Here is a 25,270-nt window from a genome sequence, read left to right as displayed (position 1 = left end):
CGGCGCCGTGCACACAACTCCCCACAGAAAGCCCGTTTATTTCCGATAAGGCGTCAATTGCGACGGGGTGAGCGATCACCCTTTCGTGTGCTTTTCACCAAAGCCCTCAAGGCAGTTGGAGGCAGCGCCGACAAATGATGCGTGAGTACCCTTGCGCACACCATGATGACCGCCGCCCGCTCCGCTGACTCCGGCCTCGCCGGACCGGGCGAACTCGACCGCTACCCCTACGCCGAGGCCCCGATGGCCGACCGCGTGGCGGCGCCCGCCTGGGAAGGCGCCGATTCCGACCTGGGCCGCGTGGGCCGGCGCGCCGCGGGCAGCCGTGGGCGCGGGCTGCACGGCCAGCTCGTCCAGCAACTGGGTCAGATGATCGTCTCCGGTGACCTGGGAGCCGATCGCCCGCTGGTGCCGGAGGAGATCGGCCAGCGTTTCGAGGTCTCCCGCACCGTCGTGCGTGAGTCCCTCCGTGTCCTGGAGGCCAAGGGCCTCGTCAGCGCCCGGCCGAACGTGGGCACCCGCGTGCGCCCGGTCGCCGACTGGAACCTGCTCGACCCGGACATCATCGAATGGCGCGCCTTCGGCCCGCAGCGTGACGACCAGCGCCGCGAGCTGAACGAGCTGCGCTGGACGATCGAGCCGCTCGCCGCCCGCCTCGCCGCCGGGCACGGCCGCGAGGACGTGCAGCAGCGCCTCGTCGACCTGGTCGAGATCATGAGCCACGCCCTCGCCCAGGGGGACGCGCTGACCTTCTCGCGCGCCGACTCCGAATTCCACGCGCTGCTCATCCAGGTCGCGGGTAACCGGATGCTGGAGCACCTGTCCGGGATCGTCTCCTCCGCCCTCCAGGTCTCCGGCGGCCCCGCCACCGGGTGCGAGCGGCCGACCGAGGCGTCCGTCGCGCAGCACGCCCGGATCGTGGACGGGCTCGGCAGCGGCGACGGTGCCGTGGCCGAGGGGGCCATGCGGCAGTTGCTCACCGTCCACCCCGAGGTGGAGCGCGTCGTTCCCGCGCCGCGCGAACACTGACGGGCGAGTGGTCGGGGCGCCCGCCCTCGCGGTGTGCCCCGGTGATCGGGACTGCGGTACCGCGACCGGGGTCCCGCCGTCGCCGGACTCGGCCGGACTCCACGGATTCCGGCCGAGTCCGGCGGTGCGACGGGCCTCCTGGACCGGCTGCGTGATCAAGACGGAATAGGCAGCGGACCGCTTCGTTCACATCTGATCGCTTTCGTCTGTCGACAGGGTGTGACTCGGGCCACGCGGATTGGGCGTAACGCTCCCGGAAACAGCGCGATGACCTAAGAGGTGAACAGCCGCGGAGGGAATACGGACGCCGTGCCAGGCGCTGTGTATCTTCCCGGCCCCGCCCGCGCCGTCGGCCCATCCCCAGGCCGGTGGTCGGCTCCTGTCCTCGCTGGACGGTGCCGAAAGCCGCTTTCCAACGTTCCGAGAGGTTGTTCGTGTCGGCCAGCACATCCCGTACGCTCCCGCCGGAGATCGCCGAGTCCGTCTCTGTCATGGCGCTCATTGAGCGGGGAAAGGCTGAGGGGCAGATCGCCGGCGACGATGTGCGTCGGGCCTTCGAAGCTGACCAGATTCCGGCCACTCAGTGGAAGAACGTACTGCGCAGCCTCAATCAGATCCTCGAGGAAGAGGGTGTGACGCTGATGGTCAGTGCCGCGGAGCCTAAGCGCACCCGCAAGAGCGTCGCAGCGAAGAGCCCGGTCAAGCGCACCGCCACCAAGACGGTCGCGGCGAAGACGGTGACCACCCGGAAGGCCACGTCCGCCCCGGCCACGTCCGCCGACGGCGAGGACTCCGCCGACGAGGCGGCCTCCGCCAAGAAGGCCGCGGCCAAGAAGACCACCGCCAAGAAGACGGCCGCGAAGAAGACCACGGCCAAGAAGACGGCGGCGAAGAAGACCGGCGCCAAGAAGGACGACGCCGAGCTTCTTGAGGACGAGGTCATCGAGGAGACCAAGTCCACCGACGAGCCCGAGGGCACCGAGGCCGCCGGCTTCGTGCTGTCGGACGACGACGAGGACGACGCGCCCGCTCAGCAGGTCGCCGCGGCCGGCGCCACCGCCGACCCGGTCAAGGACTACCTGAAGCAGATCGGCAAGGTCCCCCTGCTCAACGCCGAGCAGGAAGTCGAGCTGGCCAAGCGAATCGAGGCGGGTCTGTTCGCCGAGGACAAGCTGGCCAACTCCGACAAGCTCGCCCCGAAGCTCAAGCGCGAGCTGGAGATCATCGCCGAGGACGGCCGCCGCGCCAAGAACCACCTGCTGGAGGCCAACCTCCGTCTGGTGGTCTCCCTGGCCAAGCGCTACACCGGCCGCGGCATGCTCTTCCTGGACCTCATCCAGGAGGGCAACCTCGGTCTGATCCGCGCGGTCGAGAAGTTCGACTACACCAAGGGCTACAAGTTCTCCACGTACGCCACCTGGTGGATCCGTCAGGCGATCACCCGCGCGATGGCCGACCAGGCGCGCACCATCCGTATCCCGGTGCACATGGTCGAGGTCATCAACAAGCTCGCGCGTGTGCAGCGCCAGATGCTCCAGGACCTGGGCCGCGAGCCCACGCCGGAGGAGCTGGCCAAGGAACTCGACATGACCCCCGAGAAGGTCATCGAGGTCCAGAAGTACGGCCGCGAGCCCATCTCCCTGCACACCCCGCTGGGCGAGGACGGTGACAGCGAGTTCGGTGACCTCATCGAGGACTCCGAGGCCGTCGTCCCGGCCGACGCCGTCAGCTTCACGCTCCTCCAGGAGCAGCTGCACTCGGTGCTCGACACCCTGTCCGAGCGCGAGGCCGGCGTCGTCTCGATGCGCTTCGGCCTCACCGACGGCCAGCCGAAGACGCTGGACGAGATCGGCAAGGTCTACGGCGTGACGCGTGAGCGCATCCGCCAGATCGAGTCGAAGACCATGTCCAAGCTGCGCCACCCCTCGCGCTCCCAGGTGCTGCGCGACTACCTCGACTAGATCGAGCCGGTTCGCACACCGAAGGCCCGTCTCCCCTCGTGGGAGCCGGGCCTTCGTGCTGCGGGCCGACGCGTGCTGGATGACTCTGGGTGTTCCAGAACCACCCTGAGTGAGGAGTCCGCATGCGCCGTTCCGTTGCCCGGGCACTGATCCGGCCGCTCGCCCTGGCGGCCACGCTGACCGCGATACCCCTGATCGGCGCGGCTCCGGCCGCCGCCGACGGCGTCGTGGTCGGAGGCTTTCCGATAGATGTCTCCCAGGCCCCGTGGACGGTGGCGCTCTCCAGCCGTGACCGGTTCGGGGGTAGCCGCGCGGGCCAGTTCTGCGGCGGGGTGGCGATCGCCCCGACCACCGTCCTCACCGCCGCCCACTGCGTGGCCAACGACGTCCTGGGCACGCCGCCGAACCGGGTGCGCGACCTGAAGGTCATCACGGGCCGTACCGATCTGCTGGCGACCGACGGCCAGGAGACGGCCGTGCGGGAGGTGAAGGTCAACCCGGAGTACGACCCCGCCACCAATGAGGGGGACTACGCCGTCCTCACGCTCACCGAGCCGGTGCCGCGGAGCGCCGTCGTGCCGATGGCCGCGGTCGGTGACCCGGCGTACGCGACCGGCACGGAGGCCCTGGTCTCGGGCTGGGGCGACACCAGCGGCAATGGCGCCTACACGACCCGGCTACGCGCCGCGCGGGTCCACGTGCTGGCCGACGACCTCTGCGCCCGCGCCTATCCCGGCGGGCGGAACGGCACCTACCGCGCCGCCTCCATGCTCTGCGCGGGAGAGGCAGCAGGAGGGCCGGACGCGTGCCAGGGCGACAGCGGTGGCCCGCTGGTCGCCGAGGGGCGCCTGATCGGGCTGGTGTCCTGGGGGAGTGGCTGCGGGCAGGCCGGGAGCCCCGGTGTCTACACCCGCGTGTCCGAGGTCGTACGCATGCTGGAGCCGACCGTGGAAGGGTCCCAGGAGGCCCCCAGGCGCTCCTGAGAGGGTCTGCGGGCCCTTTTCGGGTACGCGTACGGGCGGCCGCTCCCTGGGGGAGCAGCCGCCCGTACACCGGCCTATGCCGGGGCTGGCTCGTCGGTTGGGTGCGAGATTCAGCGCTCTTCGGTGTCAGAGGTGCTGGGAACGGACGTCAGCCGCTCCGTCTCGTCCTGTATCTCAGCGGCGATCTTCTTGAGTTCCGGCTCGAACTTGCGCCCGTGGTGGGCACAGAAGAGCAGTTCTCCGCCGCTCAGCAGGACGACGCGCAGGTATGCCTGGGCGCCGCAGCGGTCGCAGCGATCGGCGGCCGTCAGCGGGCTCGCGGGGGTCAGAACAGTAGTCACGTCGCCTCTTCTCTAGCTCGACGAGCTGTCGTACCAGGGTCAACATCCAACCAGGCCGAAATCGTTCCCGCTCGTGGCTTTCCGTCGAAAATTTCTTTCCGGATGGCTGGCTGTTGCCGGTTGGCGGCGAATGTGCCGTAGTGCGTGGTCTGGTGCGTACGGTTTCGCGCGGTCTTGGGGGTCTGTCCTCCCGGCTGGGTTGCCGGTCGTTGATGAGGACGTGCCCGGAGCCTAAATGGTTCATGCCTCGAAGGGAACGTGATGTGTGCTTCACTCCATCGAGGGATCGAACGCCCGTACGACCCTCGGCTAGTCTGAGTTTCCCGACGAGGGTGGCGTTACCCCTGCTCCACCAGGCATCGGTACCCTCTGAGCGGCGACCGAAGCCGGCCCCGTACCCACCAGGGGCCCATCTGAAATTCAGCGAGGAGCGAACCGCGTGACCGCCGATACGTCCGTGCCGTCCACAGCGCTGCTGGCAGGAGCAGACCGGGACGGTTCCAACTACACCGCGCGGCACCTGCTCGTCCTTGAGGGCCTCGAAGCCGTGCGCAAACGTCCGGGCATGTACATCGGGTCGACGGACAGCCGCGGCCTGATGCACTGCCTCTGGGAGATCATCGACAACTCCGTGGACGAGGCCCTCGGCGGTTACTGCGACCGCATCGAGGTGATCCTCCACGACGACGGCTCCGTCGAGGTGCGGGACAACGGCCGCGGCATCCCCGTGGACGTGGAGCCCAAGACCGGCCTGTCCGGCGTCGAGGTCGTCATGACCAAGCTGCACGCCGGCGGCAAGTTCGGTGGCGGCTCCTACGCGGCCTCCGGCGGCCTGCACGGCGTCGGCGCCTCCGTGGTGAACGCGCTCTCCGCCAGGCTCGACGTCGAGGTGGACCGGAGCGGGAACACCCACGCCATCAGCTTCCGCCGAGGTGTTCCGGGCGCCTTCGCCCGAGGCGGCGCGGAGGCCAAGTTCGAGGCCGGGACCGGCCTGGTCAAGACCAAGAAGATCCCGAAGAACCGCACCGGCACGCGCGTGCGCTACTGGGCCGACCGCCAGATCTTCCTCAAGGACGCCAAGCTCTCCCTGGACAACCTGCACCAGCGGGCCCGGCAGACCGCGTTCCTGGTTCCCGGCCTCACCATCGTCGTACGCGACGAGATGGGCCTCGGCGACGGCGGCAGCAAGGGCGAGGAATCCTTCCGCTTCGACGGCGGCATCAGCGAGTTCTGCGAGTACCTGGCGGCCGACAAGCCGGTCTGCGACACGCTCCGTTTCTCGGGCCAGGGCACCTTCAAGGAGACCGTCCCGGTCCTCGACGAGCACGGCCAGATGACGCCCACCGAGGTCACCCGCGAACTGGGTGTCGACGTGGCGATGCGCTGGGGCACGGGCTACGACACCAACCTGAAGTCCTTCGTCAACATCATCGCCACCCCCAAGGGCGGCACGCACGTGGCCGGCTTCGAGCAGGCGGTCACCAAGACGATGAACGAGGTGCTGCGCACCAAGAAGATGCTGCGCGTCGCCGAGGACGACGTCGTCAAGGACGACGCCCTGGAGGGCCTGACCGCTGTCGTCACGGTCCGCCTGGCCGAGCCGCAGTTCGAGGGCCAGACCAAGGAGGTGCTCGGCACCTCTGCGGCCCGCCGCATCGTCTCCACCGTGATCGCCAAGGAACTCAAGGCGTTCCTGACCTCCTCCAAGCGGGACGACGCAGCTCAGGCCCGCACGGTCATGGAGAAGGTGGTCGCCGCGGCCCGCACCCGTGTGGCCGCCCGCCAGCACAAGGACGCCCAGCGGCGCAAGACCGCCCTGGAGTCCTCGTCCCTGCCCGCCAAGCTCGCCGACTGCCGCAGCGACGACGTCGACCGCAGCGAGCTGTTCATCGTCGAGGGCGATTCCGCGCTCGGTACGGCCAAGCTGGCCCGGAACTCCGAGTTCCAGGCGCTGCTGCCCATCCGGGGCAAGATCCTCAACGTCCAGCGCTCGTCCGTGACGGACATGCTCAAGAACGCCGAGTGCGGCGCGATCATCCAGGTCATAGGAGCGGGCTCGGGCCGCACCTTCGACATCGACGCCGCCCGCTACGGCAAGATCATCATGATGACCGACGCCGATGTGGACGGCTCCCACATCCGCTGCCTGCTGCTCACGCTGTTCCAGCGCTACATGCGGCCCATGGTCGAGGCGGGCCGGGTCTTCGCCGCCGTGCCCCCGCTGCACCGCATCGAGCTGGTCCAGCCGAAGAAGGGCCAGGACAAGTACGTCTACACGTACTCCGACCGTGAGCTGCGGGACACGCTCATGGAGTTCCAGCGCAAGGGCGTCCGGTACAAGGACTCCATCCAGCGCTACAAGGGCCTCGGTGAGATGGACGCCGACCAGTTGGCCGAGACCACGATGGACCCGCGCCACCGCACGCTGCGCCGGATCAACCTCGCGGACCTCGAAGCCGCCGAGCAGGTCTTCGACCTGCTGATGGGCAATGACGTGGCGCCGCGCAAGGAGTTCATCTCCAGTTCCGCGGCGACGCTGGACCGCTCGCGGATCGACGCGTAGGCGCTGAGCGTCCGGCCCTGGCCGGGTGCGCAGGGCGACGGGAGTACCGGCCTCGGCCGGTGCTCCCGTTTTCGTTGCCCTGCCCTGCCCTGCCCTGCCCTGCCCTCTGCGCACGGCGCCTCGGGGCCGGCTCAGGGTTCACCCCAAGATCTCTCCACCCCTGGGTGGAGAAGACCGGTCGCCTGAGTTCCACCCGTGATCCACCCCGGCTCCGATCCCGTGGCCTGCGGATTTCCGTAATTTCGAGGGTGTCGGGAGCGACCGCCTCCGACATCCCTCTCGCACACGGAGGCTCTGATGTCCGGGTTCGTCGACGTGGTGGTGATCGTGGCCGTCGCGGTCCTCGTGATCGCCAGGCAGTTCCGCACCCACCCCGTCGACGCCGAGCGGCGCTGGTGGCTGGCGCCCGCCATCCTTGCGGTCATGGCGCTGCGCGGGCCCGGCCTACTCGACGCGCACCACCGCATCGAGTCCCTCGCACTGCTCGCCGCCGAAGTGGCCGTCGGGCTGGCCACCGGAGCGGGCTGGGCGTGGACCACCCGGCTCTGGGCGGCACCGGACGGAGTCGTGTGGAGCCGTGGTACCAAGGCCGGCGCCGCCGTCTGGGCGGGTGGGATAGCGCTGCGCGGCGCTCTCTTCGGCCTCGGAGACGCCCTGGGGGTCCGGCAGGACAGTGCCGCCCTGATGCTGGGCCTCGCCGCGACGCTGCTGGTCCGCGGCGGCATCACCGCCTGGCGGGCGCGGCTGCTGGCCTCCGCGCCCGGCTCGGCACCGACGTACGGTGACGGAACGCCATCGGCACCGGCCGCACGGCCGGCGCGGAAGGAGCGGGTGTGAACGAGAACTCCTGGACACGCTGGCCCTCACGCGAGGCGCTCAGCAGGGAGGGCGTCAGCCGTCCCAGGCGTCTGCTGGCCCAGGCCATCAGGGTGGTGCTGCTCGGGCTGCTGCTGTGGGCCGCGCTCAGTCAGAACCACGTGTCCCTCTGGGGCGAGGCCGCCGCGGTAGCGGGCGTGGTGCTGGCCTCCGCCGCGGCGTGGGGCTTCTTCCGCACCACCTACGCGCACCGGCTGCTGCCGTCCCTGGCGCTCATCGGGGTACTGCCGGCCGTGGCGGTCGCCGCGCAGACCACCGGCTTCCGCGGACCCGCCCTGGTGCTCTGGTGCGGCTGCGGCATCCTCGCCCTGGAGCGGCTGCCCCTCGCGGCGGCGGTCCCGGTGACATCGGTCGCCCTGGCCTCGTATGCCGCCTTCAACAACGACATGTGGCTCACCACCGCCGCCACCGTGGCCGGACTCGCGCTCGCCGGGTACGTCACGCGGCTGGACGCGGAGGCGCGGGGCAACGCACAGCGGCTGCTCGCCCAGGAACGGGCCGCGCGGGAGGCGGAAGCGAGGTCGGCGGCGCTCACCGAGCGGGCGCGGATAGCGCGGGAGATCCACGACGTGCTGGCGCACAGCCTCTCGGCGCAGATGGTGCACCTGGAGGCGGCCCGCCTGCTGCTGGAGCGCGACGCGAGTCGTGAGCAGGTGCTGGAGCGGGTGGTCGCCGCGCGGGGAATGGCCCGTGACGGACTCGCCGAGACCCGACAGGCCCTGTCGGCACTGCGTGGCGAACTGACCCCGCTGGAGGAGTTCCTGACGGACCTCGTCAGCGCGGCCGACGGCGGCGAGGTCACCGTCACGGGTGAGCGCAGGGCCCTGCCCGCCGAGGCGTCCCAGGCCGTGCGCCGGGTGGCCCAGGAAGCGATGACGAACGTCCGCAAGCACGCACTGGGCGCCGAAGTGCGTGTCCGGCTCGACTACAGCGACCACCAAGTGACCCTCGACGTGCGGGACAAGGGTGGTCGTCCGGGCGAACTGGCCGCGTCCGGCGGCGGGTACGGTCTGCTGGGCATGCGCGAGCGCGCCGAGCTGCTGGGCGGCTCGCTGGACGCGGGGCCGGACGAGGAGGGGTTCGTGGTGACGTTGAAGGTGCCGGTATGACGGCGCCGGAGGGGGAGCCGAAGCCCGCGCGGGTGGTGGTCGCCGACGACCAGACCGTGGTGCGGGAAGGCATCGTGATGCTGCTCGGACTGCTGCCCGGCATCGAGGTCGTCGGCGCGGCGGGGGACGGTGAGGAAGCCGTGCGTCTGGTGGGTGAACTCGCCCCGGACGTGGTGCTGATGGACCTGCGGATGCCGCGATGCGACGGGGTGGAGGCCACCCGCCGAATCCGGCAGGGATATCCCGGTACCCAGGTCGTGGTGCTGACCACGTTCGCCGATGACGAGTCGCTGTTCGCCGCGCTGCGCGCCGGAGCGCGGGGATATCTGACCAAGGACGCGGGCGGGGACGAGATCGTGCGCGCGGTGCGGAGCGTCCTGTCGGGAGAGGCGGGACTGGCGCCGGGCATCCAACTCCGGCTGCTGGAGAAGCTGTCCGAGGCCGAGGTGCGTACGACGGCACCGCCGGAGCCCCCCGACGGGCTGACCGTCCGCGAGAGCGAGGTGCTGGTGCTGATCGGGGAGGGACTCACCAACCAGGAGATCGCCCGCAAGCTGCACGTGTCCACCGCGACCGTGAAGACGCACATCAACAACCTCTTCGCCAAGACGGGCCTCAAGGACCGTGCGCAGGCGGTGCGTTACGCGTATGCGAAAGGCATGGTGCGGCCGAGGGCGGAGTGACTCACCTGATGGGGTGAAGTGGTACGGCAAGATGTGTCGCGGATCTTCCCGATCTGTCCATCCTTGGGTATGCAGTCAAGCAATGGTCGACTCTTCGGAGCCGGGGACGGTTCCGGAAGTTCGGCCGACAACCAGGAAGAGCAGGGCGTGACTTCCCGCGACGTGCGGCACGAGGACCCTTGGCACGACACCCTGACCGCCGGCTGGGGCGAACTGGACGGGGCGGGGATGCCCGCGCCGGCCGTCCCGCACCCCCGCGGTGAAGGCGAGCGGGAGATCGCTGCGGCCCGTACCCGCGACGTGTATCTCGCGGTGCAGCAGAGCGAGGCGTTCCAGGAGGTGCGCAGCCGGTACCGGAGGTTCGTGGTGCCGGGAGTCGCCGCCTTCCTCTTCTGGTACGTGGGGTACGTGGTCACCGCGACGGCAGCGCCCGGCCTGATGGCGCGGCCCGTCATAGGGGCGGTGAACGTGGGGATGCTCGCCGGGCTGGGGCAGTTCCTCAGCACCTTCCTGCTCACCTGGGCCTACGCGCGCCACGCGCGTCTCAGGCGCGACCGGCCCGCGCTGGAACTGCGCTGGGACACCCAGGAGCTGACCCGTGGCGTCCAGGGAGGAACCTCGTGACCAGCCACCACCAGACGCTCGCGCTGGTTCTGTTCAGCGTGTTCGTGGCCGTGACGTTGGGCATCACCACCTGGGTGAGCCGTCGCAGACACGGCTCCGCCGAGGAGTTCTACGCCGGTGGGCGCCTCTTCACCCCGTTGGAGAATGGGTTCGCCATCTCCGGCGACTATCTCTCGGCCGCCTCCTTCCTCGGCGTGACCGGGCTCATCGCGCTGTACGGCTACGACGGGCTGCTGTACGGCGTCGGATTCCTCGTGGCCTGGCTCGTCGTGTTGTTCCTCGCGGCCGAACTGGTCCGCAACTGCGGCCGGTTCACCCTCGCCGACGTGGTCGCCGCGCGGATGAGCGAACGGCCCGTGCGTATCGCCACCGGCGCCTCCTCGGTCACCGTGTCCGTGATGTACCTCGTCGCGCAGATGGTCGGCGCCGGAAGCCTGGTGGCGCTGCTGCTCGGCGGCAAGGGCGGGGCCGCGCAGGCGTGGACGGTCATCGGCGTCGGTGCGCTCATGGTGATCTACGTGTCGCTGGGCGGGATGCGGGCCACCACCTGGATCCAGATCGTGAAGGCCGTCCTGATGCTGGTCGGGACGATCGTGATGACCGTGCTGGTCCTGATGCGGTTCCACGGGGACATCAACCAGTTGCTGCTGACGGCCGCCGAGCGCAGTGGGCACGGGGAGTCGTTCCTGGCGCCGGGGCTCAAGTACGGCGGTGACTGGACCGCGCGGATGGACTTCATCAGTCTGGGTCTGGCGCTGGTGCTGGGCACGGCGGGCCTGCCGCACATCCTGTCCCGCTTCTACACCGTCCCCACGGCGCGGGCCGCCCGGCGCTCCACCGTGTGGTCGATCGGGCTCATCGGCGGCTTCTACCTGATGACGATCGTCCTCGGCTTCGGCGCGACCGCCGTGGTGGGCGCCGACGCGCTGCGCCGGTCCAACGCGGCCGGGAACACGGCGATCCCGCTGCTCGCGCTCGACCTGGGCGGCGGTGCCTCCTCCACCGGTGGCACCGTGCTGTTCGCGATCGTGGCCGCCGTCGCGTTCGCCACCATCCTCGCGGTGGTCGCCGGCATCACCCTCGCCTCCTCGGCGTCGGTGGCCCACGACCTGTACGCGTCCCTCAGGCGTACGCCCACCACCCCGCGTGGTGAGGTGGCGGTGGCGCGGGTCGCGGCGGCCGTGATCGGTGTCATCGCGATCGCGCTGGGACTGCTGGCCCGCAACCTCAACGTGGCCTTCCTGGTCGGCCTGGCCTTCGCGGTGGCCGCCTCGGCGAACCTCCCGACCCTGCTCTACTCGCTGTTCTGGCGGAACTTCACCACGCGCGGCGCCGTCTGGGCCGTGTACGGCGGGCTGATCCCCGCGGTGCTCCTGGTGCTGCTGTCGCCGGTGGTGTCGGGGAGCCCCGGCTCGCTGTTCCCCGGCGTCGACTTCCAGTACTTCCCGCTGCAGAATCCGGGCATCGTCTCCATCCCGCTCGGCTTCGTGGCGGGCTGGCTGGGCACGGTCACCTCGGACGAGGTGCCGGACGAGGCCAAGTTCGCGGAGACCGAAGTGCGTTCGCTGACCGGCGCCGGCGCCGTGTGAGGACGGGGCCTGGGTGGCGTCACCCGCGTCATGGCGTCATGGCGTCACGGCGTCACCCAGGCGTAGCGGTGCTCGGGGCGGCCGGTGTCGCCGTACCTGAGTGACAGCCGCAGACGGCCCGCCTGTTCCAGGTGGCGCAGATAGCGCTGGGCCGTCGAGCGGCTCAGCCCCGTGCGGGACGCCACCTCGTGAGCGGACAGGGGCTGGTCCGCGCCGTGCAGGACACCGCAGATCAGGTCGCTGGTCGGCTCCGAATGGCCGCTCGGCAGCCCCGGAGCCGAGGGCGCGGGGGCCGTGCGCAGGGCGCCGAAGATCCGGTCGACCTGCTCCTGGCCCGTCACCCCGCGTCCGCCCACGCGGTCGACGGTGCGGCGCAGGGCGGCGTAGGAGTCGAGGCGGCCGCGCAGCGCGTTGAAGGTGAAGGGTTTCACCAGGTAGTGCAGGGCGCCGAGCCGCATCGCCTGCTGCACGGTGGTCACATCGCTGGCCGCCGTGATCATGATGACGTCGGTGCCGTGTCCGTGCTGGCGCATGCGGTGGACGAGTTCGAGGCCGGTCTGGTCCGGCAGATAGTGGTCCAGCAGCACCAGGTCGACGGCGCCGCGCTCGACGGCGGCCAGCGCCTGGGCGGCACTGTGGGCGCGGGCGGCCACCCGGAATCCGGGAACCTTCGCCACGTACCTGGCGTTGATCTCGGCGACACGGAAGTCGTCGTCCACGACCAGCACGTCAATCATCGGGCCTCTCCTTCAACGCCGGCGAGCGTTAAGCCCGTGTTTCGGCTCCGCAGTTGTAGCGCGAGCAAAACGAGCACAACAGGTTCTTGCGAGCAAAAGAAGGGGTTGCGCGCACAAGACTGCTGCCGGAGCGGCCCCGCCCCTACCGTCCCGGTGCATGAGCGCAGACACCAGCCCCGCCATCGAGCTGAGGGGCGCGAGCAAGATCTTCAGAACCCCTTCCGGTGATCCGCACACCGCGGTGCGCGGCCTGGACCTCACCGTGGAGCGTGGCGAGTTCGTCGCCGTCGTCGGCCCGACCGGCTGCGGCAAGTCCACCACACTGACCCTGGTCAGCGGGCTGGAGGAGCCCACCGAGGGCGAGGTGCTGGTGGCCGGACAGCCGGTCGACGGCGTCGGCGACCGGGTCGGCTTCGTCTTCCAGCAGGACGCCACCTTCCCCTGGCGCACCGTGCTGTCCAACGTGATGGCCGGCCCCCGCTTCCGGGGCGTGCCCAAGGCGGAGGCCCGTGAGAAGGCCCGTGAGTGGCTGGCCCGCGTCGGACTCGCCGCGTTCGAGGACCGTTACCCGCACCAGCTCTCCGGCGGACAGCGCAAGCGCGTCGCCCTCGCCGCGACCTTCGTCAACGACCCCGAGATCCTGCTGATGGACGAGCCGTTCTCCGCGCTCGACGTGCAGACCCGGGCCCTGATGTCGGACGAGCTGCTGGAGCTGTGGGAGGGCACCGGCGCCTCCGTCGTCTTCGTCACCCACGACCTGGAGGAGTCGATCGCGCTGGCCGACAAGGTCGTCGTGATGACCGCCGGGCCCGCGACGGTCAAGCAGGTGTTCACCATCGACCTGCCCCGGCCCCGCAAGGTCGAGTCGGTACGGCTGGAGCCCAAGTTCATCGAGATCTACCGCGAGATCTGGGAGTCCCTCGGTGAAGAGGTCCGCATCACCCGTGAGCGAGGTGCCGCCGATGTCGCCTGAGACCGTGACCGCGCCACCCGGCCCCGTCGACACCGCCAAGCCGCAGGCCCCCGCCCGTTCGCGGGCGCAGGCCGCCCGCAGGCGCCGGGTGATCGTCGTGGTGGCCCGGGTGCTGCTGCTGGTGGTCGTGCTCGGCCTGTGGGAGGCGCTGTCCCGCGCCGAGGTGATCGACCCGTTCAACTTCTCGATGCCGTCCGAGATCTGGGACCAGATCACGTCCTGGGTCCTGCACGGCACGGCGCTCGGCTCCCTGGGCGAACAGATCTGGTACACGCTGTACGAGGCGCTGCTCGGCTGGGTCATCGGAGTCGTGGGCGGTGTCGTCCTCGGCATCGCGCTCGGCCGGGTCGCCTTCCTCGCCGACCTGTTCGGCCCCTACATCAAGGTGCTGAACTCCATCCCGAGGATCGTGCTCGCCCCGATCTTCCTGATCTGGTTCGGCCTCGGCCCCGCCTCCAAGGTCGCCTCGGCCGTGGTGCTCGTGTTCTTCCCGGTGTTCTTCAACGCCTTCCAGGGCGCGCGGGAGGTCAACCGCGATCTGGTCGCCAACGCCCGGATCCTCGGCGCCACCGACCGCCAGGTCACCCTCCAGGTGGTCATCCCCTCGGCCACCTCCTGGATCTTCACCAGCCTGCACGTCAGCTTCGGCTTCGCGCTCATCGGCGCCATCGTGGGGGAGTACATCGGCGCCACCCGGGGCATCGGCCTGCTCGTCGCCCAGTCGCAGGGAACCCTCAACTCGGCCGGTGTGTACGCCGCGATGGTGATCCTCGCGGTCGTGGCCCTCGTCGCCGAGGGGCTGCTGACCTTCGCCGAGCGCCGTGTCTTCCGCTGGAAGTCCTCGGACTCCGAGCACTGAACCGCCGCTCCGCGCGCCGCCCCCCTCGCACCCGCACCGCCACAAGGACGTGACCCGTCATGCGCAAGCGCACCAGAATCGTCTCGCTCTCCACCGCCTGTCTGCTCTCCCTCGCCTCGCTCACGGCCTGCGCCAACGAGGTGGCCAGTCACGGGGGTTCGGGGGGTGACGGCAAGGGGACCCACGTCAAGATCATGGTCGGTGGTCTCGACAAGGTCATCTACCTCCCCGCGATGCTCACCCAGCGGCTCGGCTACTTCGACGCCGAGGGCCTGGACGTGGAGCTGCTCACCGAGCCCGCCGGGGCCCAGGCGGAGACGGCGCTCGTCTCGGGCCAGGTCCAGGGCGCCGTCGGCTTCTACGACCACACGCTCGACCTCCAGGTGAAGGGCAAGTCGGTCGAGTCCGTCGTGCAGTTCTCGCACGCGCCCGGTGAGGTGGAGGTGGTCTCCGCGAAGAGGACGGGGGACATCCACTCGCCCGCGGACTTCAAGGACCGCAAGCTCGGTGTCACCGGGCTTGGCTCGTCGACCGACTTCCTCACCAAGTACCTCGCGGTCAAGCACGGGGTGCAGGTGAACGAGTTCAGCCCGGTCGCGGTGGGAGCCGGTCCGACGTTCATCGCGGCCCTCAAGAAGGGCTCGATCGACGCGGGCATGACCACCGACCCGACCGTCGCCACGATCCTGGCCAAGAAGGCCGGCCGCGTCCTCGTCGACATGCGGACCCCCGAGGGCTCGCAGGAGGCGCTCGGCGGCCCGTACCCCTCGTCCAGTCTGTACATGAACACCGACTGGGTGAACGGGCACAAGGACACCGTCCAGAAGCTGGTCGACGCGTTCGTGAAGACGCTCAAGTGGATGTCCACCCACAGCGCCGACGAGATCGCGGCCAAGATGCCCGCCGACTACTCCCAGGGCGACCAGAAGCTGTACGCCGCCGCGATCAAGAGCACCCTGCCGATGTTCACCGAGGACGGCATCATGCCGGCGCGTGGCCCGGAGACCGTCGAGAAGGTCCTGAAGGCGTTCAGCCCCAACATCAAGAACGCCGACGTCGACCTCGACAAGACGTACACCACCGAGTTCGCCGAGAAGGCCGCCAAGTAGGCGCTCACGGGCGCGGGGTGCTCACCGCCCCCGCGCCTCCCCGGTGCCCGGAGGCACCGGCTCGCCCAGCCCCGGAGGCACCGGCTCACCGGGCCCCGGAGGCACCGGCTCGCCCAGTGCCTCCGGCAGCACCACCGTGAACTCGGCGCCGCCGCCCGCCGCCGCGCCCACCGAGGCCGAGCCGCCCTGCCGTTCGGCAAGGCGCCGCACCAGGGACAGCCCGATGCCGCGCTTGCCGTGCGCGGGCGGCTTCTTCGTGGACCAGCCCTCCGTGAAGACCGACTCCCGCTGCTCCTCGGGCACCCCCGGCCCGGTGTCCCGTACCCGGAGCACCACGGTGCGGCCCTCGGTGCGCAGTTCGGCCTCCACACGCGCGTGCGGGGTGCCCGCGACCGCGTCGAGCGCGTTGTCCACGAGGTTGCCCACCACCGTGACCAGCCCGCGCGGGTCGACCAGCCGGTCCGGGAGCCAGGTCCGCTCCGACAGCCTGAGCGCCACCCCGCGTTCGGCGGCGACGGTCGCCTTGCCCACCAGCAGGGCGGCCAGCAGCGGGTCCTGGATCCTCTCCGTGACCTGCTCGGCCGTCGCCCGGTGCTCCCCGACCAGTTCCCCGATGAACTCCGCCGCCTCGTCGTACATCTCCAGCTCCAGCAGGCCGAGCAGGGTGTGCATCCGGTTGGCGTGCTCGTGGTCCTGGGCGCGCAGGGCGTCGATCAGGCCGTGCGTGGAGTCGAGTTCCCGGCCGAGGCGTTCCAGCTCGGTGCGGTCGCGCAGGGTGGCCACCGCGCCGCCGTCCTCCGTGGGCATCCGGTTGGCGACCAGGACCCGCGGGCCGCGCACGGTCAGCAGATCGGTGCCGGTGACCCGTCCGGCCAGCACGTCGGTCGTACGGCCCGCGCCGAGCGCCTCGTCCGGCGACCGCCCGACGGCCTCGTCCCCGATGCCGAGCAGCCGCCCCGCCTCGTCGTTGAGCAGCCGTATCCGGCCGCCGCGGTCCAGCGCGACCACGCCCTCCCGGATGCCGTGCAGCATCGCCTCGCGCTCCGCGAGCAGTGCCGAGATGTCGGAGAAGGCCAGGTCACGGGTCTGCCGGTGCACCCGGCGCGAGATCAGCCAGGCGGCCAGCGCCCCCACCGCCAGCGCGCCCCCGGCGTAGGCGAGCAGGCCGGGTATCGCGCCGAGCAGCCCGGCGCGCACGCTGTCGTACGCGATGCCCACCGAGACCGCCCCGACGATCCGGTGCCCGGCGTCGTAGAGCGGCACCTTGCCGCGCGCGGAGCGGCCCAGGGTGCCCCGGTCGATCTCCATCACCTGGCGCCCGGCCAGGGCGCGGCTGGGGTCGGTGGAGACGCGGCGGCCGATCTCCCCGGCGGTCGGGTGGGACCAGCGCGTCCCCCGCGCGTCCATCACGACGATGTACTCGGCGTGCGTGGCCCGCCTGATCCGCTCGGCCTCCCGCTGCACCGGACCGTCGCCGGTGGGCCGGGTGTGCAGCACGCCCTCGGCGATCGCCGGGTCCTGCGCGGTGGTCTGCGCGATGACCAGCGCGCGGCGCATCGCCTCCTGGTCGAGCTGTCCGCTGAGCGGCGCGAGGAAGAGCCCGGTCGCCAGGACCGCGACCCCCGCCGCGATCGTCACCTGGGTGAGCAGGACCTGCGCGAACGCCCGCCGGGGCAGGCCGAGTCGTGGGCGTCGGGCCGGGGGAGTGGAACGCATGCGCAGACGGTACGCGGGAGCGCGGGTGCCTCCCCAGGGGCATGCCCGGCTCAGCCGGCCAGGGCCGCCGTCCACAGGGCCCGGATGCCCACGACCTCCATCCGCGCCGGGGTGCCCAGCACCTCCACCCCGCAGCTCTCCGGTCGCGGCGGCTGTGCGGCGCCCTGGTCCACGGTGACCCGCCACGCCCGGCCGTCCACGTGGGCGACGGTGACCTCCCAGCGCGGCGCGGCACCCTCGGTCCGTACGACGTGCAGCGCGTCCGCCGTGTACTCGGCGGTCGCCGTCCGCACGGCCAGTTCGGCGGCCTGGCCGGGGCGGTCCCAGGCGGAGCGGCCGCGGCAGTCCTCCAACAGCACCTGCCCGTCCCGTGCGCGGTGGAGGGCCTCCTTGACCGTGTGCGCCTCGGCGCGGGCGTAGGCGTAGCCGTACGGCAGCACGAGCACCGTCGGGGCGAAGCGATGACCACCCAGATGAGTGACCTCCCAGACGCCGGGCACGTCCGAGGCGGTCAGTTCGGCGGCGAGCGGGCGGCCCAGCAGGGCGCAGCAACGGTCACGCTTGCCGTTGGTGCACACCAGGGCGAGCGGGTCACCGGTCTGCGGGCGTCCGCCGAGCACCGACGCGAAGGAGCGGGGGTCGCCCGCGCCCAGCGCGGCGAAGTCCAGGCCGAGCAACTGGTGCGGATCGAGGGTGGTGGTGCCGTACAGCCACACGCGTCCGGGAACCGTGTGGGCCACGTACACGTGCCGTACGGGCGTCGTGCCCGGGTCGGCGTGCCGGCCGGGGCGCCGGATCAGCGCCACCCGTACACCGGTGTCCTGGGCGGCGGCCTCCAGGGCGCGGCCCAGCACGGGGTCCAGATGGCTCGCGGTCAGCGCTTTCGCGCCCCAGGGGCCCGGCTGTTCCAGCAGCAGCCACGTCGTCGCCGTGGCCGCCGTGCCGGAAACGGGCTCGTCGAGGCTCCGGGAGACGGTCGCACACCTACTCACACAGGTGAGCCTAACCTGAGTTGCGGGTGCCCGAGCGACCGGTGGGGTGCGTCCGGCCGGGGGAGGTGCGGGCCCTCGTATCCTGGCCAGGTCGAAGTCCGTCCGTCGGGAAGGGTGCACCCCGTTGGCGAAGAGCCGTGGTCCGCAGGTTCCGGTCGTCGTGCTGGCCGGGTTCCTGGGGTCCGGGAAGACCACGTTGCTCAATCATCTGCTGCACCGCAGTGGGGGCAGCCGGATCGGGGCCGTCGTCAACGACTTCGGGTCCATCGAGATCGACGCGATGGCCGTGGCGGGCGCGCTCGGGGACTCGACCGTCTCGCTGGGCAACGGCTGCCTGTGCTGTGCGGTCGACGCGAGTGAGCTCGACACCTATCTGGCCCGGCTCGCCGCTCCTGCCGCCGGGATCGACGTCATCGTCATCGAGGCCAGCGGGCTCGCCGAGCCGCAGGAGCTGGTGAGGATGGTGCTGGCCAGCGAGCAGCCGGAGATCGTCTACGGCGGGCTCGTCGAGGTCGTGGACGCCGCCGAGTTCGACGACACCCGCGCCCGGCACCCCGAGATCGACCGGCACCTCGCCCTCGCCGACCTCGTCGTGGTCAACAAGCTCGACCGGGCGCCGGACGCCGACCGCGTGCTCGCCCTGGTCGGCTCGCTCACCGACGGCGCGGCCGTGCTGCCCGCCACCTACGGCCGTGTCGACCCGGAGTTCCTCTTCGACTGCCGCCCGAGCGAGGAGCGCGTCGGCCAGCTCTCCTTCGACGACCTGCACGACCACGGCGGCCATGGTGGCCCGGATGAAGGCAGCGGCCACCTGCACTCCGGCTACGACACGCTGTCCTTCGTCTCCGACGTGCCCATGGACCCCCGCGCCCTGATGCGCTTCCTGGACAGCAGGCCGGAGGGGCTGTACCGGATCAAGGGGTACGTGGACTTCGGCGCCCACGACCCCGGCAACCGGTACGCCGTGCACGCGGTGGGCCGCTTCCTGCGCTTCCACCCCGAGCCCTGGCCGCCGGGCGCCGATCGCCTCACCCAGCTCGTCCTGATCGGCACCGGCATCGATGCCGACGCCCTCGCCAAGGAGCTGGACGCGTGCCGGGGCGGCGAGGCCGAGAGCGACGAGCAGGCCATGTGGGGCGTCCTGCGCTATGTGCCGGGCTCCGAGGACGAGCCCGGCACACCGTGGTGAGCGGCTAGAACACCGGTCCCGCCACCACCGACACCGTCTTCTGCAGCGAGGTGCCCGAGCCGTCGCGGCGTGGGTCCGGCTCCGGCAGCTCCACCGGCAGACCGGTCTTCTGCGCCGCCCGTGCCGGCGTGGGGCCCGCCCACGCCAGCGCCAGGCAGTCCTCGCCCTTCAGGAAGCGCTGGCAGCGCACACCGCCCGTGGCCCGGCCCTTGCGTGGGAACTGGTCGAACGGGGTCAGCTTGGCCGTGGTCTGCACCGAGTCGTCCAGCGTGCCCCGCGAGCCCGCCACCGTGAACACCACCGCGTCGGCGGCCGGATCGACCGCCGTGAACGAGATCACCTTCGCGCCCTCGGAGAGCTTGATGCCCGCCACACCGCCCGCCGGGCGGCCCTGCTGGCGCACCTGGCCCGCCTGGTAGCGCAGCAGATGGGCGTCGTCGGTGATGAACACCAGGTCCTCCTCGCCGGTGCGCAGCTCCACCGCGCCGACGATCCGGTCGCCCTCCCTGAGGGTGATGACCTCCAACTCGTCCTTGTTGGACGGGTAGTCGGGCAACACGCGCTTGACCACGCCCTGTTCGGTGCCGATCGCCAGGCCGGGCGAGGACTCGTCCAGCGTGGTCAGGCAGATGACGGTCTCGTCGTCCTCCAGGGACACGAACTCCGCCAGCGGCGCCCCTCCGGAGAGGTTCGGCGCGGTCGCCGTGTCCGGCAACTGGGGCAGGTCGACCACGTTGATCCGCAGCAGCCGCCCGCTCGAGGTCACCGCGCCGATCTCACCGCGCGCGGTCGCCGGGACCGAGGAGACGATCACGTCGTGCTTGGCACGGCCGCCGTCCCGCGGGACCGGCTCGGCGCCGGTCGTACGGGCCAGCAGGGCGGTCGAGGAGAGCAGCACCCGGCACGGGTCGTCGGCCACCTGGAGCGGCACCGTGGCCACCTGGGAGGCCGCGGACTCCAGCAGGACCGTACGCCGGTCGGAGCCGAACTTCTTGGCCACATCGGCCAGTTCGCCCGAGACCAGCTTGCGAAGCTCAGCGTCCGAATCCAGGATGCGGGTCAGCTCCTCGATCTCCTTGTTGAGCCGGTCCTTCTCCGCCTCCAGCTCGATCCGGTCGTACTTGGTGAGGCGGCGCAGCGGCGTGTCGAGGATGTACTGCGTCTGGATGTCGCTCAGGCCGTAGCGCTCCATCAGGCGCTCCTTGGCCTGCGCGGAGTTCTCGCTGGACCGGATCACCCGGATGACCTCGTCGATGTCGACGAGCGCGGTCAGCAGGCCCTCGACCAGGTGCAGCCGGTCGCGGCGCTTGGTCCGGCGGAACTCGCTGCGCCGGCGCACGACCTCGAAGCGGTGGTCGAGATAGACCTCCAGCAGCTCCTTCAGGCCCAGCGTGAGCGGCTGGCCGTCCACCAGCGCCACGTTGTTGATGCCGAAGGACTCCTCCATGGGGGTCAGCTTGTAGAGCTGCTCCAGGATCGCCTCCGGCACGAAGCCGTTCTTGATCTCGATGACCAGGCGCAGGCCGTGCTCGCGGTCGGTGAGGTCCTTGACGTCCGCGATGCCCTGGATCTTCTTGGCGTTGACCAGGTCCTTGATCTTCGCGATGACCTTCTCCGGGCCGACCGCGAAGGGCAGTTCGGTGACGACCAGGCCCTTGCGGCGGGCGGTCACCGGCTCGATCGTCACCGTCGCGCGCATCTTGAAGGAGCCGCGGCCGGCCGCGTACGCGTCCCGGATGCCGTCCAGGCCGACGATCCGGCCGCCGGTGGGCAGGTCGGGGCCCGGGACGTGCCGCATCAGGGCGTCCAGGTCCGCGTTCGGGTGCTTGATCAGGTGGCGGGCGGCCGCGATGACCTCGCGCAGGTTGTGCGGCGGCATGTTCGTCGCCATGCCGACCGCGATGCCCGAGGAGCCGTTGACCAGCAGGTTCGGGAAGGCGGCGGGCAGCGCGACCGGCTCCTGCTCCTGGCCGTCGTAGTTCGGCGCGAAGTCGACCGTGTCCTCGTCGATGGACTCGGTCATCAGGCTCGCCGCGGCGGCCATCCGGCACTCGGTGTACCGCATGGCGGCCGGCGGGTCGTCGTTGCCCAGCGAGCCGAAGTTGCCGTGGCCGTCGACCAGCGGGACGCGCATCGAGAAGGGCTGCGCCATGCGCACCAGCGCGTCGTAGATCGACGCGTCGCCGTGCGGGTGGAGCTTGCCCATGACCTCGCCGACCACGCGGGCGCACTTCACGTAGGCGCGCTCGGGCCGCAGGCCCATCTCGTTCATCTGGTAGACGATGCGGCGGTGCACCGGCTTCAGGCCGTCACGGGCGTCCGGCAGGGCACGCGAGTAGATGACCGAGTACGCGTATTCGAGGTAGGAGCCACGCATCTCGTCCACGACGTCGATGTCGAGGATCTTCTCCTCGTACGCGTCGTCGGACGGCGGGGTCTTCGTGCTGCGGCGGGCCATCGCTGCCGGCTCCTTGCTTAAGGCGTGGGACGGATCGGACGCGGACCATTGTGGACCGGGGCACTGACAACGCGGGCCGCGACCCGGTCCGTACGGGTCCGTCCCGGTGCTCGGCGGCCTTGCGTTCCACCGCCGTACGCCGGCCGGGGACCGCGCTCGCCATGAGCACGCCTGACGCAGGCTAGTCGATCCGCTGTGGGCGTACGTCGGGCGGGAACTCCGCCGGGCCCTCGCACGCTTTGCATACAGTGGCAGGAACGGCAGGAAAACCGCGGTTTCTTTCAACCGCCTCCGCTTGCGAAGGGACGTACATGCCCATGGGTCACACGACCACAGCCCAGGCAGGCTCCGGGGGCCTGACAGCGACCGAGCACCGCCTGGCCAACGGTCTGCGCGTGGTGCTCTCCGAGGACCACCTGACCCCGGTCGCGGCGGTCTGCCTCTGGTACGACGTCGGCTCCCGCCACGAGGTCGCGGGCCGCACCGGCCTGGCGCACCTCTTCGAGCACCTGATGTTCCAGGGCTCGGGGCAGGTCAAGGGCAACGGCCACTTCGAGCTGGTCCAGGGCGCCGGCGGCTCGCTCAACGGCACCACCAGCTTCGAACGCACCAACTACTTCGAGACGATGCCCGCCCATCAGCTCGAACTCGCCCTCTGGCTCGAGGCCGACCGCATGGGCTCCCTGCTGGCCGCGCTGGACGACGAGTCGATGGAGAACCAGCGCGACGTCGTCAAGAACGAGCGCCGCCAGCGCTACGACAACGTCCCCTACGGCACCGCCTTCGAGAAGCTGACCGCGATGGTCTACCCCGAGGGCCACCCCTACCACCACACGCCGATCGGCTCCATGGCCGACCTGGACGCGGCCACGCTGGAGGACGCCCGCGCGTTCTTCCGTACCTACTACGCGCCCAACAACGCGGTGCTCTCCGTGGTCGGCGACATCGACCCCGAGCAGACGCTGGCCTGGGTCGAGAAGTACTTCGGCTCCATCCCCGGCCACGACGGCAAGCCCGCCCCGCGCGACGGCTCCCTGCCCGAGGCCATGGGCGGCGAGCTGCGCGAGGTCCTCGTCGAGGAGGTCCCGGCGCGCGCCCTGATGGCCGCCTACCGGCTCCCGGAGGACGGCACGCGCGCGTCCGACGCGGCCGACCTCGCCCTCACCGTCCTCGGCGGCGGCGAGTCCTCCCGCCTCTACAACCGCCTGGTGCGCCGCGACCGTACGGCCGTCGCCGCCGGGTTCGGGCTGCTCCGCCTGGCCGGCGCGCCCTCGCTCGGCTGGCTGGACGTGAAGACCTCCGGCGACGTCGAGGTCCCGGTCATCGAGGCCGCCATCGACGAGGAGCTGGCCCGCTTCGCGCAGGAGGGCCCGACTCCGGAGGAGATGGAGCGCGCCCAGGCCCAGTTGGAGCGCGAGTGGCTGGACCGGCTCGGCACGGTCGCGGGCCGCGCCGACGAACTGTGCCGGTACGCCGTCCTGTTCGGCGACCCGCAGCTCGCCCTGACCGCCGTACAGCGCGTCCTGGAGGTGACCCCGGAGGAGGTCCGCGAGGTCGCGGCGGCCCGCCTGCGCCCGGACAACCGCGCGGTGCTCGTCTACGAGCCGAAGTCCCCGGAGGCGGTCGAGGACACCGACCTGCCCGACGACCCGGAGCACGAAGCCACCGTAGAGGCCGGCAACGACGACGAGGAGACGGCCAAGTGACCGAGCTCGCCCCCATGGAGTTCCACCCCCAGCCGCAGGCCGGTGAGGCCAAGCCGTGGGCGTTCCCGGCCCCCGAGCGCTCCACGCTGGACAACGGCCTGACCGTGCTGCGCTGCCACCGCCCCGGCCAGCAGGTCGTCGCCGTCGAGGTCCTGCTCGACGCCCCGCTGGAGGCCGAGCCGGCCGGTCTCGACGGCGTCGCCACCATCATGGCGCGCGCCTTCTCCGAGGGCACCGACAAGGACTCCGCCGAGGAGTTCGCCGCCGAGCTGGAGCGCGCGGGCGCCACGCTGGACGCGCACGCCGACCACCCCGGCGTCCGGCTCAGCCTGGAGGTGCCCGCCTCCCGCCTGGAGAAGGGCCTCAACCTGCTCGCGGACGCCCTGCGCGCCCCCGCCTTCGCGGAGAGCGAGATCGAGCGCCTGGTCCGCAACCGCCTGGACGAGATCCCGCACGAGCTGGCCAGCCCGGCCCGCCGCGCCGCCAAGGAACTGTCCAAGGAGCTGTTCCCGGCCTCCGCGCGTATGTCCCGGCCGCGCCAGGGCACCGAGGAGACCGTCGAGAAGATCGACGCGGGGGCCGTCCGCGGCTTCTACGACCGCCATGTGCGGCCCGCCACCGCCACCGCGGTCGTCGTCGGCGACCTCACCGGCATCGACCTCGACGCGCTGCTCGCCGACACCCTGGGCGCCTGGACCGGTACGCCGGGCCAGGCCCGCCCCGTGCCGCCGGTGACCGCCGACGACACCGGCCGCGTGGTCATCGTGGACCGGCCCGGCGCGGTGCAGACCCAGTTGCTCATCGGCCGTATCGGCTCCGACCGGCACGACCGTGTGTGGCCCGCCCAGGTGCTCGGCACGTACTGCCTCGGCGGCACCCTCACCTCCCGCCTGGACCGGGTCCTGCGCGAGGAGAAGGGCTACACCTACGGCGTGCGCTCCTTCGGGCAGGTGCTGCGCTCCGCCCCGGACGGCACCGGCGCCTCGATGCTCGCCATCAGCGGTTCCGTGGACACCCCGAACACCGGCCCGGCGCTCGCGGACCTGTGGACGGTGCTGCACACGCTGGCCGCCGAGGGCCTGACCGACGCCGAGCGGGACGTGGCCGTGCAGAACCTCGTCGGCGTGGCCCCGCTGAAGTACGAGACGGCCGCCGCGGTCGCCGGCACGCTGGCCGACCAGGTCGAGCAGCATCTGCCGGACGACTTCCAGGCGGAGCTGTACCGCACGCTGGCCGCCACCGGCACCGTGGAGGCCACGGCCGCCGTGGTCAACGCCTTCCCGGCCGACCGGCTGGTCACGGTCCTGGTCGGCGACGCCGCCCAGATCAAGGAGCCGGTCGAGGCGCTCGGCATCGGCGAGGTCAAGGTGGTCTCCGCCGAGTAGCGGAGCAGGCACGCGCGCGTGGGCCCTGATGGCGCATGAGTCGTCGGGGCCCACACGTGTGTTCGGGAGACACATCGAACAGCGGTTGGTAAATGTCCGGATTGGGGCGGAGGTTACCCCTCTGGCGTGTGGGATGCGCTACAAAAGTCCGGACCCGTTTGAAGATCCGCTCCCGTCCCCTTTAGCTTCTTCCGGGCTGTTCGTCAGGCAGTGCGCCGCGTCCGCGGCACCGGACAGTCATCGCCGAGTCCCCCGCAGGGGGGAGCCGGGGACCCACCGCAGTCCCTGGGGTGAATCGGACGCCCGCGCGTGAGCGAGGGCGGCCGTAGGAGACCTTCCTGCTCCGAACCCGTCAGCTAACCCGGTAGGCGAGAGGGAAGGAAAGGAC

General features: G+C 71.1%; 20 protein-coding genes and 1 riboswitch. Of the genes, 15 read left to right on the top strand and 5 right to left on the bottom strand.

Translation table 11 applies throughout. The features are described from left to right. Positions 1–141 precede the first annotated feature (141 nt). From HEK131_RS22655 to HEK131_RS22645, 3 genes are all read left to right on the top strand, one after another. Positions 142–1,029 (top strand): FadR/GntR family transcriptional regulator, encoded by an 888-nt coding sequence (locus HEK131_RS22655; protein WP_161146426.1) that lies wholly within the window; start codon positions 142–144, stop codon positions 1,027–1,029. Positions 1,030–1,463: 434 nt separating this feature from the next. Then, positions 1,464–2,990 carry an RNA polymerase sigma factor gene (locus HEK131_RS22650; RefSeq protein WP_217464963.1) on the top strand — a complete coding sequence of 509 codons (1,527 nt, stop codon included), beginning with the start codon at positions 1,464–1,466 and terminating at the stop codon, positions 2,988–2,990. A 122-nt stretch (positions 2,991–3,112) separates the two neighbouring features. Then, the gene (locus HEK131_RS22645) at positions 3,113–3,973 is read left to right on the top strand and encodes a serine protease (RefSeq protein ID WP_244336821.1); all 861 of its coding nucleotides are present in this window, start codon (positions 3,113–3,115) and stop codon (positions 3,971–3,973) included. Between the two features lie 110 nt (positions 3,974–4,083). Here HEK131_RS22645 and HEK131_RS22640 read toward each other — a convergent pair whose 3' ends face one another. Then, positions 4,084–4,314 (bottom strand): DUF7455 domain-containing protein, encoded by a 231-nt coding sequence (locus HEK131_RS22640; RefSeq protein ID WP_161146423.1) that lies wholly within the window; start codon positions 4,312–4,314, stop codon positions 4,084–4,086. A 439-nt stretch (positions 4,315–4,753) separates the two neighbouring features. Between HEK131_RS22640 and HEK131_RS22635 the strand changes: the two genes are divergently transcribed. From HEK131_RS22635 to HEK131_RS22610, 6 genes are all read left to right on the top strand, one after another. Next, positions 4,754–6,877, top strand: coding sequence for a DNA gyrase/topoisomerase IV subunit B (locus HEK131_RS22635; RefSeq protein WP_217464961.1), 2,124 nt, complete (start codon positions 4,754–4,756; stop codon positions 6,875–6,877). Positions 6,878–7,174: 297 nt separating this feature from the next. Further along, complete coding sequence (locus HEK131_RS22630) at positions 7,175–7,714, top strand: DUF1453 domain-containing protein (RefSeq protein WP_244336820.1); 540 nt, start codon at positions 7,175–7,177, stop codon at positions 7,712–7,714. Beyond that, entirely contained in the window at positions 7,711–8,862 is a 1,152-nt protein-coding gene (locus tag HEK131_RS22625; RefSeq protein WP_244336819.1) for a sensor histidine kinase, read from the top strand. Before HEK131_RS22630 ends, HEK131_RS22625 begins: the two co-directional genes overlap by 4 nt. After that, positions 8,859–9,545: a response regulator transcription factor gene (locus tag HEK131_RS22620; protein ID WP_244336818.1), complete on the top strand. Its 687-nt coding sequence runs from the start codon at positions 8,859–8,861 to the stop codon at positions 9,543–9,545. The genes HEK131_RS22625 and HEK131_RS22620 overlap by 4 nt, the downstream gene beginning before the upstream one ends. A gap of 69 nt (positions 9,546–9,614) precedes the next feature. Continuing rightward, complete coding sequence (locus HEK131_RS22615) at positions 9,615–10,169, top strand: DUF485 domain-containing protein (protein ID WP_244336817.1); 555 nt, start codon at positions 9,615–9,617, stop codon at positions 10,167–10,169. Beyond that, positions 10,166–11,758, top strand: a complete 1,593-nt coding sequence (locus HEK131_RS22610; RefSeq protein WP_217464956.1) for a solute symporter family protein — start codon at positions 10,166–10,168, stop codon at positions 11,756–11,758. Before HEK131_RS22615 ends, HEK131_RS22610 begins: the two co-directional genes overlap by 4 nt. A 44-nt stretch (positions 11,759–11,802) precedes the next feature. Here HEK131_RS22610 and HEK131_RS22605 read toward each other — a convergent pair whose 3' ends face one another. Next, on the bottom strand, positions 11,803–12,495 hold the full coding sequence (locus HEK131_RS22605; protein ID WP_161146417.1) for a response regulator: 693 nt from the start codon (positions 12,493–12,495) through the stop codon (positions 11,803–11,805). Positions 12,496–12,652: 157 nt separating this feature from the next. On the opposite strand from HEK131_RS22605, the gene HEK131_RS22600 reads away from it, so the two are divergent. The 3 genes from HEK131_RS22600 to HEK131_RS22590 are packed head-to-tail and all read left to right on the top strand — an operon-like array spanning position 12,653 to position 15,436. Then, a complete protein-coding gene (locus HEK131_RS22600) occupies positions 12,653–13,468 on the top strand; it encodes an ABC transporter ATP-binding protein (RefSeq protein ID WP_161146416.1) in 816 nt (271 codons plus the stop codon). Further along, entirely contained in the window at positions 13,458–14,327 is an 870-nt protein-coding gene (locus HEK131_RS22595; RefSeq protein WP_244336816.1) for an ABC transporter permease, read from the top strand. Before HEK131_RS22600 ends, HEK131_RS22595 begins: the two co-directional genes overlap by 11 nt. Positions 14,328–14,386: 59 nt before the next feature. After that, on the top strand, positions 14,387–15,436 hold the full coding sequence (locus tag HEK131_RS22590) for an ABC transporter substrate-binding protein (RefSeq protein ID WP_244336815.1): 1,050 nt from the start codon (positions 14,387–14,389) through the stop codon (positions 15,434–15,436). A gap of 21 nt (positions 15,437–15,457) precedes the next feature. On the opposite strand, the gene HEK131_RS22585 is transcribed toward HEK131_RS22590, so the two are convergent. Together HEK131_RS22585 and HEK131_RS22580 are read right to left on the bottom strand one after the other, a co-directional pair. Next, positions 15,458–17,152 (bottom strand): ATP-binding protein, encoded by a 1,695-nt coding sequence (locus HEK131_RS22585; RefSeq protein WP_244336814.1) that lies wholly within the window; start codon positions 17,150–17,152, stop codon positions 15,458–15,460. A 50-nt stretch (positions 17,153–17,202) separates the two neighbouring features. Then, complete coding sequence (locus tag HEK131_RS22580) at positions 17,203–18,144, bottom strand: sucrase ferredoxin (protein WP_244336813.1); 942 nt, start codon at positions 18,142–18,144, stop codon at positions 17,203–17,205. Positions 18,145–18,268: 124 nt separating this feature from the next. On the opposite strand from HEK131_RS22580, the gene HEK131_RS22575 reads away from it, so the two are divergent. Beyond that, a complete protein-coding gene (locus HEK131_RS22575) occupies positions 18,269–19,333 on the top strand; it encodes a CobW family GTP-binding protein (RefSeq protein WP_244336812.1) in 1,065 nt (354 codons plus the stop codon). 4 nt (positions 19,334–19,337) lie between these two features. On the opposite strand, the gene HEK131_RS22570 is transcribed toward HEK131_RS22575, so the two are convergent. After that, positions 19,338–21,791, bottom strand: coding sequence for a DNA gyrase/topoisomerase IV subunit A (locus HEK131_RS22570; protein WP_244336811.1), 2,454 nt, complete (start codon positions 21,789–21,791; stop codon positions 19,338–19,340). A 311-nt stretch (positions 21,792–22,102) separates the two neighbouring features. On the opposite strand from HEK131_RS22570, the gene HEK131_RS22565 reads away from it, so the two are divergent. Together HEK131_RS22565 and HEK131_RS22560 are read left to right on the top strand one after the other, a co-directional pair. Next, positions 22,103–23,497 carry a M16 family metallopeptidase gene (locus HEK131_RS22565; protein WP_217464948.1) on the top strand — a complete coding sequence of 465 codons (1,395 nt, stop codon included), beginning with the start codon at positions 22,103–22,105 and terminating at the stop codon, positions 23,495–23,497. Further along, entirely contained in the window at positions 23,494–24,882 is a 1,389-nt protein-coding gene (locus HEK131_RS22560) for a M16 family metallopeptidase (RefSeq protein WP_217464947.1), read from the top strand. The genes HEK131_RS22565 and HEK131_RS22560 overlap by 4 nt, the downstream gene beginning before the upstream one ends. A gap of 231 nt (positions 24,883–25,113) precedes the next feature. Beyond that, positions 25,114–25,268, top strand: a riboswitch (cyclic di-AMP (ydaO/yuaA leader). Positions 25,269–25,270 lie beyond the last annotated feature (2 nt).

It is taken from the genome of Streptomyces seoulensis, assembly GCF_022846655.1.
Classification (GTDB): Bacteria; Actinomycetota; Actinomycetes; order Streptomycetales; family Streptomycetaceae; genus Streptomyces.
This window is presented reverse-complemented; position numbering and strand designations above follow the sequence as displayed.

Bases quoted from the DNA above. Each gene is read 5' to 3' on its own strand.
- HEK131_RS22645 (WP_244336821.1), top strand. From the start codon at position 3,113: ATGCGCCGTTCCGTTGCCCGGGCACTGATCCGGCCGCTCGCCCTGGCG.
- HEK131_RS22630 (WP_244336820.1), top strand. From the start codon at position 7,175: ATGTCCGGGTTCGTCGACGTGGTGGTGATCGTGGCCGTCGCGGTCCTC.
- HEK131_RS22620 (WP_244336818.1), top strand. From the start codon at position 8,859: ATGACGGCGCCGGAGGGGGAGCCGAAGCCCGCGCGGGTGGTGGTCGCC.
- HEK131_RS22615 (WP_244336817.1), top strand. From the start codon at position 9,615: ATGCAGTCAAGCAATGGTCGACTCTTCGGAGCCGGGGACGGTTCCGGA.
- HEK131_RS22605 (WP_161146417.1), bottom strand. From the start codon at position 12,495: ATGATTGACGTGCTGGTCGTGGACGACGACTTCCGTGTCGCCGAGATC.
- HEK131_RS22600 (WP_161146416.1), top strand. From the start codon at position 12,653: ATGAGCGCAGACACCAGCCCCGCCATCGAGCTGAGGGGCGCGAGCAAG.
- HEK131_RS22595 (WP_244336816.1), top strand. From the start codon at position 13,458: ATGTCGCCTGAGACCGTGACCGCGCCACCCGGCCCCGTCGACACCGCC.
- HEK131_RS22590 (WP_244336815.1), top strand. From the start codon at position 14,387: ATGCGCAAGCGCACCAGAATCGTCTCGCTCTCCACCGCCTGTCTGCTC.
- HEK131_RS22585 (WP_244336814.1), bottom strand. From the start codon at position 17,152: ATGCGTTCCACTCCCCCGGCCCGACGCCCACGACTCGGCCTGCCCCGG.
- HEK131_RS22570 (WP_244336811.1), bottom strand. From the start codon at position 21,791: ATGGCCCGCCGCAGCACGAAGACCCCGCCGTCCGACGACGCGTACGAG.
- HEK131_RS22565 (WP_217464948.1), top strand. From the start codon at position 22,103: ATGCCCATGGGTCACACGACCACAGCCCAGGCAGGCTCCGGGGGCCTG.